A 13,604-nucleotide genomic window follows, 5' to 3' on the forward strand; every position below is an offset into this window, starting at 1 on the left:
TGATAAATTGTCAATAGATTTTAGCAAAATATAATTATATTTTTTTGGACTAACTTTTTAAACTTCTATAACAATATAGAGCTCTTAAAATGTGGAAAAAAACTCACTTGAACAAAATATTTTTAGGTTTATTCCTTTTTGCAAGAAACGGAATCTTAGACTTTCCGTTGTGATAAAAATGCCTGAAAACAATAGATTTCAGGCATTCGGAAACTTTGAGACTATAGGCTCAAAGTTTAGGTATGGAATTTCGAAGAAAGTCGCTACCGCCCGTAATCACCTAAGGAAAGTCTTAAAAATCTTATTTTAAATTGAAAAAGAGAGCCGTAGCTCTCTTTTTATTTATCTTCTTCTGCTCTTTTTTACTGGCATGAGCGTAATGTCTCTCAAGCTAAAGTAGGCTAGAGCCAGCATGGCTATTGTGACAAAGAATTCTGTCGGTAATTGGAATATTTGCAAGATGGACAACATCAGCAAAATCAAGAGTGCAACAACTACAAAGACCAAGATAACGATGTTGACTGTTCCTTTGATACTTTGGGGTGTCGCAAATACATAGAGTAGTAATAAGAGTATCCCTATGATTAAATAGACCATCTTTATCTCTTTCTAGCTCTTATTCAGCTGATTTTTTCTTTTTGTTGGCTTTCTCGCGCTCTGCCTTGTTGAGGATTTGTTTACGCAAACGGATTGACTCAGGCGTTACTTCCATGTACTCATCGTCGTTCAGGAACTCAAGAGACTCTTCAAGTGTCAAGATACGAGGTGTCTTGATAACCGCTGTTTGGTCCTTAGTAGCTGAACGGACGTTGGTCATTTGTTTGGCCTTAGTGATGTTAACTGTCAAGTCGTTTTCACGAGAGTTTTCACCAATGATCATTCCTTCGTAAACCTCAGTACCTGGGTTGACAAAGATGGTTCCACGTTCTTCGATAGACATGATTGAGTAAGTCGTTGCCTTACCAGCATCGATGGAAACGAGGGCACCACGGTGACGTCCACCAATTTCACCCGGAATCAATGGCAAGTATTGGTCGAAGGTATGGTTCATGATACCGTAACCACGAGTCATTGACAAGAACTCAGTTGAGTATCCGATCAAACCACGCGCTGGAACAAGGAAGACCAAACGAGTTTGACCATTACCAGTTGAAATCATATCCAACATTTCACCCTTACGTTCAGAAAGGCTTTGGATAACAGATCCTTGGTATTCTTCAGGAGTATCGATTTGCACGCGTTCAAATGGCTCACATTTAACACCGTCGATTTCTTTTACGATAACCTCTGGACGAGATACTTGAAGTTCATAACCCTCACGTCGCATGGTTTCGATCAGGATTGACAAGTGCAATTCTCCACGCCCTGAAACCGTCCATTTATCTGGTGAATCCGTTGGGTCAACACGAAGGGAAACGTCTGTTTGCAATTCTGCTTGCAAGCGTTCTTCTACCTTACGAGAAGTCACCCATTTACCTTCTTTACCAGCAAATGGTGAGTTGTTGACCAAGAAGGTCATTTGAAGAGTTGGCTCATCGATGTGAAGGATTGGAAGAGGTTCAACTGCATCTGTCGGTGTGATGGTTTCACCAACAAAGATATCTTCCATACCTGAAACGGCAATCAAGTCACCTGCTTTTGCTTCTTGGATTTCACGACGTTCCAAACCAAAGAAACCAAAGAGTTTTGTAACACGGAAGTTCTTCGTTGTACCATCTAGTTTAGAAAGGGTAACTTGGTCCCCAACTTTCACACTACCACGGAAGACACGACCAATACCGATACGTCCTACGAAGTCATTGTAGTCCAAGAGTGAGACTTGGAACTGCAAAGGCTCATCTGAGTTGTCCACTGGAGCAGGGATATGGTCGATAATGGTATCAAAGATTGGTGCCATTGTTTTTTCTTGATCAGCTGGATCGTCTGACAATGAAGAAGTTCCGTTGATAGCTGAAGCATACACCACTGGGAAATCAAGCTGGTCATCGTCTGCACCAAGCTCAATGAAGAGCTCCAATACTTCGTCTACTACTTCTGCTGGACGAGCTGATGGTTTGTCGATTTTATTAACAACCACGATTGGGACAAGGTCTTGTTCCAAGGCTTTTTTCAATACGAAACGAGTCTGTGGCATTGTTCCTTCGTAGGCATCTACGACCAAGACAACACCGTCAACCATTTTCATGATACGCTCAACTTCTCCACCGAAGTCCGCGTGTCCTGGTGTGTCCATGATATTGATACGAGTTCCGTTGTAAGCAACGGCTGTATTTTTCGCAAGGATGGTAATTCCACGCTCTTTCTCGATATCATTTGAGTCCATAGCGCGCTCTGCCAATTCAGTACGTGCATCAAGAGTTTCAGACTGCTTCAATAATTCGTCAACGAGGGTTGTTTTACCGTGGTCAACGTGGGCGATAATCGCAATGTTACGGATATCTTCTCTTAATTTTGTCATGATTTCCTCTAATAATTAAATTTTTATTTCTAACTGAACAATTATACCACAGTCTCATTCAAAAATCACAGTTCAGCTAAGTGTAAATGTTTTCACTCTGCTTTTCTAGTCAAGTCAACTCTTTTCAAAGTCAGAGACTTATGATAAGATAAGGTGGTATGCGTTTAGATAGATTATTAGCCCAAGAAAAGGTCAGTCGCAAGGCTATGAAACAGGCTCTATTAAAAAAAGAAATCCTAGTAGATGATTGTCCAGCCAGCTCACTCGCTCAAAATGTCGACACTGGGTTGCAGAAATTAGTCTTTCAAGGACGACAAATCCAAGGCTACGAGCACAACTACCTCATGCTTCATAAGCCATACGGAGTCGTTACAGCTAGCAAGGATAAGAAACTTCCAACCGTCATGGACCTCCTTCCACCTGACATCCAGTCTGACCAGCTCTATGCTATCGGCAGACTAGACCGCGATACGACGGGACTGCTCCTTTTGACAGACAATGGACCTCTTGGTTTTCAACTCCTTCATCCCCAGTACCATGTCGATAAATCTTATCAAGTGGTAGTAAACGGAACGCTCACGTCAGACCATATCCAAAAATTCAAAGATGGGATTGTCTTTTTAGATGGGACCACTTGTAAACCAGCTCAGCTCGAAATTCTGTACGCAAGCCCAACAGAGAGCCATGCCTCTATTACCATCTCAGAAGGAAAATTTCATCAGGTTAAAAAAATGTTCCTCTCAGTTGGTGTCAAGGTGACTGCCCTAAAACGAGTCCAGTTCGGTGATTTTACATTAGACCCAGAACTAGCAGAAGGGCAATACCGTCCCTTGAATCCAGAGGAATTGGAAATCATTAAAAACTACTTAGAGATGAGTCGATAAAATAAAAAAGCTTTAAATTTAAAGCTTTTTTAATCTTCTTTAACTCTTATGTAAGATAATTCCAATAATCCAGTTAAGAGCAGAAAGAACAATACCTACAATAGCTATAATTCTTTCTGTTTTATAATCAAGTCCAGATTCTTTTTGACGTGTGTTAGCTTCTATTATAGCAAGAGTTCCTGAAATAATGCCTGGTAATGGAAGCCAAAGACTACCTACGATTGATAGGATACCTATATTACGTGAGGTTTTATTCTTTTCTTGCATTTTCTAAAAATTCCTTAAAATGTTTATTAATTTAGTATAGGAGACCGACTTTATCATCTTTTTCCTTGATCTTAGCTCGTCTTGACCTTCCCGTTCCAAGAATCCAATCCATAAGAAAGGATATAAATCTCAGAGAAACCTTGTTTTTTCAGATAAAGTGCGGCATTGGTCACTCGTTGTCCGCGTTGGTTTTCGTAGAGAAGGACAGGTTTATCCTTGCGAAGGGCTGCAAGGCTTGACTTCAACTGATTTGAAGGAATATTGCGAGCTCCGAGGATATGCTTTCTGTGAAATTCTGCTGGTTCACGGACATCAATCAATTGCCCTTTCCGAATCAAGGCTTCAAATTCTGCATTATCCACAATCTTAGCCGCACGACGAATACGAAGGTAGTTATATCCCATCCATGCCGCCATCGCTAGTACGATTCCCCACAAAATCCAAATTGTCATAAGTTCTTATCTCCATTTTTCTCTATGTAGTCTAATTCTATCTTGTGCTCTCTACGAAGAACAGCTTCCGCCTCTAGATAGTCTAGCTTGTCCATCAGACCTGCATCATAAATCCGAGAGAGTTCGAGCTTCATCAGTTCAATATCATACAAGCGCTTCCCCATGTAAACAATAATGCCAAACTGTTTGAGAAATTGCTGCACATCATAGAATGTTTTCATAGCTTCCATTTTAGCAGATTCTAGACTTTTTTTCAATACTGGATCAGCTCTTTCCCCCTATTTTCTTCGTCTTCATTGCCCATTCTTCCGCAAGTGTGGTACAATAAAAACATGAGAATTCAACAACTACACTATATTATCAAAATTGTCGAAACTGGCTCTATGAATGAGGCAGCCAAGCAGCTCTTTATCACCCAACCCAGTCTCTCTAATGCTGTTCGAGACTTGGAAAATGAAATGGGTATTGAAATCTTTATCCGCAATCCCAAGGGCATTACCTTAACCCGTGATGGGATGGAGTTTCTCTCCTACGCTCGTCAAGTTGTCGAGCAAACCCAGCTTCTGGAGGAACGTTATAAAAATCCTATCGCCCACCGCGAACTTTTCAGCGTTTCCTCTCAGCACTATGCTTTTGTAGTTAATGCCTTTGTCTCTTTGCTAAAGAAAAGTGATATGGAAAAATACGAACTCTTCCTTCGTGAAACTCGGACCTGGGAGATTATCGATGACGTCAAGAACTTCCGTAGCGAAGTTGGTGTCCTCTTTTTAAACAGCTACAACCGCGATGTTTTAACGAAAATGCTAGATGACAACCACCTCTTAGCCCACCACCTCTTTACTGCGCAACCGCATATCTTTGTCAGCAAGACCAACCCTCTAGCTAAAAAAGACAAGGTCAAACTGGCTGATTTGGAAGACTTCCCTTACCTCAGCTACGACCAGGGGACGCATAACTCCTTCTACTTTTCAGAGGAGATTCTTTCACAAGAGCACCATAAGAAATCCATTGTTGTAAGTGACCGCGCCACCCTCTTTAATCTTTTGATTGGTTTGGATGGTTACACCATTGCAACAGGGATTTTGAACAGTAACCTCAACGGAGACAATATCGTTTCCATTCCACTGGACATTGACGACCCGATTGAACTAGTCTATATCCAGCATGAAAAAACTAGCCTGTCTAAGATGGGCGAACGCTTTATCGAATACTTACTAGAAGAAGTTCAATTCGATAGTTGAAAAACTCTAAAACATATTTTATAATATGTTTTAGAAAATAAAAATTGGAGAAAAATGTTGAAAAAGTTAATATTAGTAAGTGCCATCGCACTCTCTATCACAGGATTGGCACAAGCATCAATATCAGCAGAAGAAAATACATCTCAATCCACATCTGCTATCAAGGAATCAACCACTAAAGAATCAAAGAAAGATTCTATCGTTAAAGAGAAAGCTGAATCAGAAACATTCCCAAAAGAAAAAACTACAGAAAAAATTAAAGAAGAACGTCCAAAAAAAGAAGGGTGGTACCAAGAAAATCAAAACTGGCGCTTTTACCAAGATGATAAGCCTGCTTTGAACTGGAAACAAATCCAAGGCAAATGGTACTACTTCGATCAAGATGGAAATCGTATTCATTCTACTATCTACAAAGGCTATGCCTTTAACCAAGATGGTGTCATGATAGAAAATAGCTGGACCAAAGTGGATAATCAATGGTATTATGCTGATTCCTCTGGACGACTTGCTCAGAACACCTGGAAAAAAATTAACGGCTCCTGGTACTATTTTGACCAAACTGGAAGCATGCTCAGCAACACTACCGTTGATGGCTACTTGCTCACAAAAGGTGGAGCTATAGCAGAAAAGGGATGGACTAAATTAAACCAAATTTGGTACTATGTCGCTTCTTCTGGAAAAATCTCGCAGGATAAATGGGAGAAAGTCAACGGTTCTTGGTACTACTTTGACAAAGACGGTGAAATGCTAAGTGCGACAACTTTCAAGGGCTACCTCTTCAACCAGAGTGGAGCTATGGCCGAAAACAACTGGGTCAAAATCAAGGATACTTGGTTCTATGCAAACGGGTCAGGGAGATATATCCAAGACAACTGGCAAAAGATTCAGGGTTCATGGTACTCTTTTGACCAGAATGGTGGGATGCTAGCAGACAAATGGAAAGGAAACTACTACCTCAAAACCAGTGGAGCCATGGCGGAGAAAGAGTGGATCTTCGATAAAGCCTACAAGAGCTGGTTCTATCTAAAAGCAGATGGCCGTTATGCAAATCGAGAATGGATGGGGGCTTTTTACCTCAAATCAGGTGGTTACATGGCGAAGAGCGAGTGGATTTACGATAACACTTACAAAGCATATTACTACCTAGATGATAATGGACATTATGTTTCAGGAACATACCAGATAAATGGTAAGAAACATTTGTTTCAAAAATACGGCCAATGGGTTTCTGAAATCTCAGAAGACGTTGGTTTTACAAAAGGTCAATATAGCAATACCATCTTCCTAGATCCTGGGCATGGTGGTCGAGATTCCGGTGCCTTTTACTACAATGTCGCTGAAAAAGATCTCAATATGCAAATCTATCGCAAACTTCGCGCTAAGCTAGAAGAACTGGGCTACAAGGTTCTAACTTCTCGAGACAGTGATGTCTATGTCGACTTTATCACGGAACGTTCTCGTATGGTTAATAAGACCAACTCTGATATTTTTATCAGTATCCACTTCAATGCAACTGGAAGCGCATATTCAAAAGCGAGCGGTATTCAAACCTACTCCTATAGCGATGAACCTGATTATCCAAGTAAGATTAATAAAAACTGGCACAACCATCCTGATCGCATTAGTGAAAGTAAGCGCCTCGCTGCTGCTATCCACTCCTCTCTCTTAGCCGAAACAGGGGCTAAGGATGCTGGTCAGTTAGAAAGAAGTTTTGCCGTCCTACGTGAAACAGCAAAACCAGCCGTCCTCCTTGAACTTGGTTATATGGATAATTTCACTGAAAGCCAACAAATCAGAGATAGCCGCTACCAAGATAAACTGGTCTCAGGCATCGTGAAAGGGATCCAAAAATATTACGCTGGTCAGTAAAAAAGTCTCGAGAAATCTCGAGACTTTTTTATTTATCTTCTTTTTTATCCTTATCAGGAAAGAGGTAGCCAAGTCCTACACAAGCTAGCACACCAGCACCAATCACCAAACCACTTGAAATTGGCAAGAGATCAAAAATAGCATTTGCAATGATAAAGGCAATGATCAAGCACATCAGACTAGCCTTGTAATCTTTTTTCAAAAAGTTTTCTAGCGTGAAATAAAGGAACAATCCTACCGGAATGAGTGACCAGAGGTTGACATCCAAACTTGGCCAGCCAACAGATCCGAAATACAATACTAGCGCTGCTGCTACTAAAAATACAAGTCCTAATAATTTTTTCATTTTTTTGTCTCCATTTTCTTTTTTAGGTTCTTGAGTTGTCTGATACTGACCCCTCACGTCCCTTACATGAATCATTATAGCAGAGGAATTTTTCAAGAACAAGCCCTTTTGCCTATCTGGTCAATATCTCTGCCTAAGTGGTTGAGTATTTGTAACAAAAGAAAAAGAAGCCCTAATGGGCTTCTTGATTCTGCCGATTGTAACAGTATTTTTGAACGAATACCATCTAGTTTTTCTTTTCCTTTGACTCTAGAGAAGATTTGATTGCTTCACGATCAGCTTGCAGTTGAGCTAAGTTCTTTTCTGCTTCCTCAAGTTTACTGGTATCTGGTTTCACACGATAATAAACATTTTCTGGTTTCATTAACATAGACCCATAATCTTGTCCTGAAAGTAGTCTTTCCTCAGCATGATTGCTTTTATCCGTAATCTTTCCGTCATCAGCAGGTTGCATAACAACTCCACTTGGCACAGCTACTACTACGAATCCTCCAGCAATAGAATCTTTTACCCATGCACTAATAGACGCTGTCTCAGGGTTACGACTATCTTGTCCTTTTGATACCTTTAATCCAACTACAGATTCGTACTTTTGATCATTTGTAAACCAAGTCGCACGTACTTCTCCAGAATCATTAATAATGTATTCATTACCAGATTGACTACGCCAAGTACCTTCTAAACTAGACAAATCATTGTTCTTAATTGCTTCAATATCTAATTTTGGAACGGTAGTTTCTTTCTTTAACTTGCTAACAAGTGCTTCTGCTTCAGTAATTTTGGTATCTAAAGCAGTCAGTTGATCCTTGAGTTTCTGAATTTCCTCTTGTTTATCCTTATCAGTCTCATCTGTTTTTCCTTGGCTTGTAGACGCTTGACTTGTTGACTCTGTAGTTGAAACAGCAGACGTTGCTTGATTTGACTCTTTCTTTCCAATCAGAGAATGCGAGAAAACACTTACTAGGATTGTTGCAACCAAAATAGCGAGGACTAACCCAATATAGATTTTGATATTTCTAGCTCCTCTCGCAAACTTTTTCGTTGACTGCGCCTCTGCTAATTCTGATGCAGTCGGCTTGCGACCATTCGCCTCCTCAAATTGTTTTACCCATTCTTTCTTATTCATAATTTTCTCCTTTTTGATTTATATTCAGCCAAGCTTGCGAGACTTCATTCGTTATTATCCACGGATTTTTATAATTTTTAGAAAATCTATGCAAAAAATTCTAGAATGATTAACAGCCTATAGTCCACTATAAAGGAACGAAAACAAGCGCTTATTAAAATATATTATACCACAAAATATAAATTTTAGTTTTTATTTATAAGCAGGAGGCACAGACGTTAAATAGAACCTATCTCAAACGTTCCACCTTTCCTATAGTTACAAAAAAAGAAGCCCGTTTGGACTTCTTAATTCTGCCGATTGCAGGGCTTGAACCTGTGACCTACGCGTTACGAGTGCGTTGCTCTACCAACTGAGCTAAATCGGCGATTACCCTTTTAGTATAGCACTCTGAGAATAGATGTCAAGAAATTTTCATCTCCATTAGAAAAAGCCTGTCCTGAGACGAGGCTTTGAGATTCTTCCTTTTACGAACCCGCACTTTCGTAGGCATCTAAGCCCCTGTCCCATAGCTTCAAAGAAATTGCAAAGAAGATAAGGGAAATCAGAATCAAACCACCGATATTAAAGAAGACATCCTTGTCCTGCAAGAAATAGCTGGCAGGATAGTAGGCTGTAAAGGCAAAGGGGATGATAAAGCTAATCAACCAACGAAGAAGAGAATTGTATATGGAAATCGGATACTTGGCAAAATCATTGAACATATAGAAAATGTAAATCATAGCACCTGACTGCTTGGTCCAAAAAGCGATGCTGGCTGTCGCGATTTTCAAGGAAGTATAAATCAAGGTCGCAAAGGGGATACAGACTAAGAAAAGCAGGAATTTGGGAAGAGTCCAAGCAATACTAGATACCGTTGTCGCTAGCAAAATACCTCCGACCAAAAGTTCGCCCAAGGCATCAATCTGAAAGGTCTCAACTAGGATGTGAAAGAGCGGATTGATAGGACGAGTTAGATACTTGTCAAACTCACCTTTTCTCACCAAGCGTTGTCCCAATGCCCAGAGATTATCAAAAAAGAGATGGTCCAGTCCCTTGGGAATCAAGGAAAAACCATAGATAAAGGCTATTTCTTGAAAGGTCCAGCCTTCAAGGGATGGGATGTGTTGAAAGATGACATTGAGAAACAAGAGATTCAAACCTTGGGTCAGAAAGACACCTAAAACACCAACCACAAAATCAACCTTGTATTCCATGATTTGCTTGATGTATTGTCTGATAAAAATCAAATGCATGCGTTGATATTTTTTCATACTAACCTCCTTGAATGGTGATGAAGGACTGGACTCGTTTCCAAATCAGCTGAGACAAGCCCACCATCACTAAGAGCCAGAAAAACTGCAAAGCGAATGCCTGAAGAATCTGACTGGCATCGTATTTCCCAACAATGATCATAACTGGAGTATAAATTAAAGATGAAAAAGGCAAGAAGGACAGAATATCAGAAACAATCTTTGGAAAGAAAGCCAAGGGAATTAAACTTCCAGACATAAAGGCTACTATGGAAGTCTTGAGTAGATTGGAACCCCATAGATTTTTAAAGACAAAGGCTGAAAATCCAAAGCAGATATTAAAGAAAAAGTTAATCAGGTAGGCTAGGGCTAAGCTAAAGAGATAAAGGACAGTTAAGCCCAGCACTTCTACAATGCCTTGCCCAGAAAGGATTTTCATCAAGACAATAACACTCAAGAAAGGAAGTCCGACACTGACAAAAATCAACCACTTGGAACCAAGCTCGGTGAAGAGATAAGAGGTCGCAAAATGCACTGGTCGCAACAAGCGCATGATAATGGAACCATCCTTGACCTCCTCCCCAATCATGAAGGAAGAATCTGACTTGGTCAACAGATTGGTCACAAAACTCATGATGATGTAGAGAGTGATATCTGCCATACTGAATCCCTGAATCAAGGACTCCTGCGAGGAATCAAAGACGGCCTTCCAGAGATAGAAAGCGACAAAAGCCCCCATAACATCGCCAATCCGATAGAGAAGAAAGTTGACTCGATAGGTAATCAACTCCTGAATCCCTGCATTGATAAAGGGTTTATAACGTCTCCACAATTTGACCATCTTAGAGCTCCTTTCGGTAGAAGCGACGGATAATATCCTCAATATCCGTATCCAGCATCTTCAAATCACGGACTTCAAAATCAGACAGGGTTTGCTTGATAATCTCAGCTGACTGGTAGCGGGAACTATCAAATTCAATGTTGAGGCTATTTCCTTGTCTATCAATAGTCATATCAGACAGGCCTTCATAGTGAGAGACGAGATGACTTTGACCTGGCACCAGTTCAAAAGAAAGAGTCTTCATCTTGCCAAAAGTTTCCTTGAGCTGACTCACCGTTCCATCAAAAATCTCTTGCCCCTTATCAATCATAAAAATCCGATCACAAAGTTGCTCAATGTCGCTCAAGTCGTGAGTGGTCAAGAGAATAGTGGTCTCTTCCTCTTGATTGATCTGAGTAATGGCGCGACGAATATTATCCTTAACGGAAACATCCAAACCAATAGTCGGTTCATCTAAAAAGAGAACTTTAGGATTGTGGAGCAAGGAAGCCGCAATGTCCGCCCGCATCCGTTGGCCAAGTGAAAGAGTCCGCACGGGATCCTTGATAAATTCCTTTAAATCCAAGACCTCATTCAAAAAGTCCATGCGCTTATGGAAGAGCGAGTCTGGCACATCGTAAATCTCTTTCAAGACCGTGTAGGTCTCTTGAAGAGCCAAATCCCACCATAGCTGAGTACGTTGACCAAAGACCACCCCAATATCCTTGACATAGTCTTGACGATTGTTCTGCGGAATCTTGCCGTTAATCCGACAAAAACCAGATGTCGGTTTCAAAATCCCTGTCAGCATTTTGATGGTTGTCGACTTCCCAGCACCATTGGCTCCGATAAAGCCTAAAATCTGGCCCTTTGGTACCTCGAAGGTCAAATCCTTGACCGCTTCAAAAGTCTGCTTTTCAGGATGAATAAAGGAGCGCAAAGCCCCCTTTAATCCAGGTTCCTTTACTGTCTTCACAAAATTTTTCTGAAGATGTTCCACTTCTATCATTGCCATATCTATCTCCCTGTCGCAAGGAATAGCAACATTGTATTTTTGACTACAAAAATTCTAAATCCTTACCTTCTAAACCCTCTACATTTTATTATTACAGAAGGCCTTATACCAAACTATTATAGTCCAATAAAAAACGGAATGCAAGCGTTTGCCTGTAGATTATAAAATTAGAAATTTCACTCTTAAAATAATAGTTTTAATCAAAAATTCTGGTTTGATATTTTCCTTAAAACATCAAAAAAACCTGCCCAATGGGCAGGTTACGAATTATAAAAAGCAAACTATTTTGATCAATATGAATCACTATTTAATCAAAGAACTAATCTTTCATAATTCTTTTCACAATCCCATTTCTATCAATTAGAAAACAATCTGGAAAGGTCATCTGCTCCCATTTTTCATAATCAAAACTGGAATCAAAGTGATGTAGTAGTATTCCTATCAAATTCCCGTGTGAACTAAGTAAAATCGTTTTTTCTGAGTATCTCTCTTCCAATTCCATTAAAAAATTTAGTACTCTAGCTAGTGCATCTTGATTTGATTCCCCTTCTGAAAGAGATTCACTGGGATTTTGCCATAAATATTTAATACTGTCTTCAAACTCAGAATCTTTTATAAATGTTGAAGATAATTTTCTCTCTCGTAACCGATTATCAAGAACTATTTTATCAAATTGAATTGGCGAGCTATTAATCGTTTCAAATGCTCGTTTATAAGGACTAGAAAAATAATAATCAATATTAAAAGAATTCAAAAACTCTAACTGATCAAGAGATGAAAATCCTTTTTCTGATAAAGTTCTATTAAAATCATCACTTGAAAATCTTGAATGAGCATGTCTAAGTAAAATATAAGAATTATTCATAAGTCACTACCTTTCAATTATTATCATCAGTCTCAATGGATTTTTAAGCCCTCAATTACTCTTTAAAAAATCTTCAATCTGAGAAACTATTTCATGACTTTTATAATGATAGAGGTCATGAGGCGCATCCATATAGACGACTTGAACATTAGACTGGTCGCTTGCAAATCTCTCTGCATAACGTTGCCACTCAGATTGGCTAAAACTAGTACCTTCACCGTTAGACACTAGTAGTAAGGTGGGAATTTTCGGATTGATGCTAGAAGTAACTTTCTTGGCATTTTCCTTTACCGTTTGGGATTCATGAAGCATGGCTTGTGACATCAACTGCTTATAAGCTAGAAGTTTATATTGTTTTCGTTCATTTTCGGTCAAAGTTTGATTTTTTATATAAAAGGACTCAGGGAAGTAGCGTAATAAGCCAATATTGCTGCTCCAATATGCTACAGTGAGTAAGGTCTGATTTTGCTTTAAATTCTCATAACTTGATGGCAATGCCCAATCTAAACCAATCAAAGCTTTCACTTCATCAGGAAACTTCTCCTGCCAAGCCAGACTCTCTAAACTAGCCATGGAATGAGACAGAATGATAAACGGCCCTGTGATATTTGCTTGCGAAAGAGCTTGGCGAGTCTCAGACAAAACCTCCATCACATCTCTTGAATGATTGCTATCATCACTATAACCATATCCCGCTCGCTCCACGATGACTACCTTATACCGTTTCGATAAGGATTCCGATACATTTTTAAAGTCCAATATGGGAGAAGCAATACCAGCACCTGAGAGAACTACTATAGTCTCAGGTCCATCCCCTTCAACGTAAATATTTATTTGATGTCCATTGACAAGAACTTGTTGTCCCATAGGTGATAGTGAGGCTTCTTCCTTTTCCAAACTGATACGGTGAAAGATGAATGTAGCGAGTAAAAACAAAAGAATGAAACTATGAATGCCAAGAAACCATTTTTTCAGTATTTTCATAGCATTATTGTACAAAAAATAGAACCTTTTAGCAACTTAAGATTG

At 39.6% G+C, this 13,604-nt stretch carries 15 protein-coding genes and 1 tRNA gene; 3 read left to right on the forward strand and 13 right to left on the reverse strand.

What is annotated here, in order from left to right; genetic code table 11:
- Positions 1–342: 342 nt before the first annotated feature.
- Entirely contained in the window at positions 343–597 is a 255-nt protein-coding gene (locus FD735_RS07055) for a DUF3165 family protein (protein ID WP_000262661.1), read from the reverse strand.
- Positions 598–616: 19 nt separating this feature from the next.
- Positions 617–2,458 (reverse strand): translational GTPase TypA, encoded by a 1,842-nt coding sequence (gene typA / locus FD735_RS07060; RefSeq protein WP_000164119.1) that lies wholly within the window; start codon positions 2,456–2,458, stop codon positions 617–619.
- A 158-nt stretch (positions 2,459–2,616) separates the two neighbouring features.
- Here typA and FD735_RS07065 point away from each other — a divergent pair, with 158 nt between their 5' ends.
- Entirely contained in the window at positions 2,617–3,342 is a 726-nt protein-coding gene (locus FD735_RS07065; protein ID WP_139658827.1) for a 16S rRNA pseudouridine(516) synthase, read from the forward strand.
- A 39-nt stretch (positions 3,343–3,381) separates the two neighbouring features.
- Here FD735_RS07065 and FD735_RS07070 read toward each other — a convergent pair whose 3' ends face one another.
- The 3 genes from FD735_RS07070 to FD735_RS07080 form a co-directional block, all read right to left on the reverse strand.
- Entirely contained in the window at positions 3,382–3,609 is a 228-nt protein-coding gene (locus FD735_RS07070; protein WP_139658828.1) for a DUF4190 domain-containing protein, read from the reverse strand.
- A 71-nt stretch (positions 3,610–3,680) separates the two neighbouring features.
- On the reverse strand, positions 3,681–4,061 hold the full coding sequence (locus tag FD735_RS07075; protein ID WP_061417295.1) for a rhodanese-like domain-containing protein: 381 nt from the start codon (positions 4,059–4,061) through the stop codon (positions 3,681–3,683).
- The gene (locus FD735_RS07080) at positions 4,058–4,291 is read right to left on the reverse strand and encodes a YqgQ family protein (RefSeq protein WP_044135604.1); all 234 of its coding nucleotides are present in this window, start codon (positions 4,289–4,291) and stop codon (positions 4,058–4,060) included. Before FD735_RS07080 ends, FD735_RS07075 begins: the two co-directional genes overlap by 4 nt.
- A gap of 102 nt (positions 4,292–4,393) precedes the next feature.
- Here FD735_RS07080 and FD735_RS07085 point away from each other — a divergent pair, with 102 nt between their 5' ends.
- Together FD735_RS07085 and FD735_RS07090 are read left to right on the forward strand one after the other, a co-directional pair.
- The gene (locus FD735_RS07085) at positions 4,394–5,302 is read left to right on the forward strand and encodes a LysR family transcriptional regulator (protein ID WP_033629413.1); all 909 of its coding nucleotides are present in this window, start codon (positions 4,394–4,396) and stop codon (positions 5,300–5,302) included.
- A gap of 57 nt (positions 5,303–5,359) precedes the next feature.
- The gene (locus FD735_RS07090; protein WP_139658829.1) at positions 5,360–7,171 is read left to right on the forward strand and encodes an N-acetylmuramoyl-L-alanine amidase; all 1,812 of its coding nucleotides are present in this window, start codon (positions 5,360–5,362) and stop codon (positions 7,169–7,171) included.
- 28 nt (positions 7,172–7,199) lie between these two features.
- On the opposite strand, the gene FD735_RS07095 is transcribed toward FD735_RS07090, so the two are convergent.
- The 8 genes from FD735_RS07095 to FD735_RS07135 form a co-directional block, all read right to left on the reverse strand.
- On the reverse strand, positions 7,200–7,517 hold the full coding sequence (locus tag FD735_RS07095; RefSeq protein ID WP_049520932.1) for a hypothetical protein: 318 nt from the start codon (positions 7,515–7,517) through the stop codon (positions 7,200–7,202).
- A 226-nt stretch (positions 7,518–7,743) separates the two neighbouring features.
- Entirely contained in the window at positions 7,744–8,643 is a 900-nt protein-coding gene (locus FD735_RS07100) for a DUF6287 domain-containing protein (protein ID WP_139658830.1), read from the reverse strand.
- 294 nt (positions 8,644–8,937) lie between these two features.
- Positions 8,938–9,010: transfer RNA gene (locus FD735_RS07105), tRNA-Thr, on the reverse strand.
- 100 nt (positions 9,011–9,110) lie between these two features.
- Positions 9,111–9,896: an ABC transporter permease gene (locus FD735_RS07110; protein WP_125391134.1), complete on the reverse strand. Its 786-nt coding sequence runs from the start codon at positions 9,894–9,896 to the stop codon at positions 9,111–9,113.
- Between the two features lies 1 nt (position 9,897).
- The gene (locus FD735_RS07115; protein ID WP_125417886.1) at positions 9,898–10,716 is read right to left on the reverse strand and encodes an ABC-2 family transporter protein; all 819 of its coding nucleotides are present in this window, start codon (positions 10,714–10,716) and stop codon (positions 9,898–9,900) included.
- Position 10,717: 1 nt separating this feature from the next.
- Positions 10,718–11,710 (reverse strand): ATP-binding cassette domain-containing protein, encoded by a 993-nt coding sequence (locus tag FD735_RS07120; RefSeq protein WP_125328097.1) that lies wholly within the window; start codon positions 11,708–11,710, stop codon positions 10,718–10,720.
- 319 nt (positions 11,711–12,029) lie between these two features.
- A complete protein-coding gene (locus FD735_RS07130) occupies positions 12,030–12,575 on the reverse strand; it encodes a histidine phosphatase family protein (protein ID WP_045613970.1) in 546 nt (181 codons plus the stop codon).
- 51 nt (positions 12,576–12,626) lie between these two features.
- Positions 12,627–13,559, reverse strand: a complete 933-nt coding sequence (locus FD735_RS07135; RefSeq protein WP_176553063.1) for an alpha/beta fold hydrolase — start codon at positions 13,557–13,559, stop codon at positions 12,627–12,629.
- Positions 13,560–13,604: the final 45 nt, after the last annotated feature.

Source organism: Streptococcus sp. 1643 (assembly GCF_006228325.1).
Lineage (GTDB): Bacteria > Bacillota > Bacilli > Lactobacillales > Streptococcaceae > Streptococcus.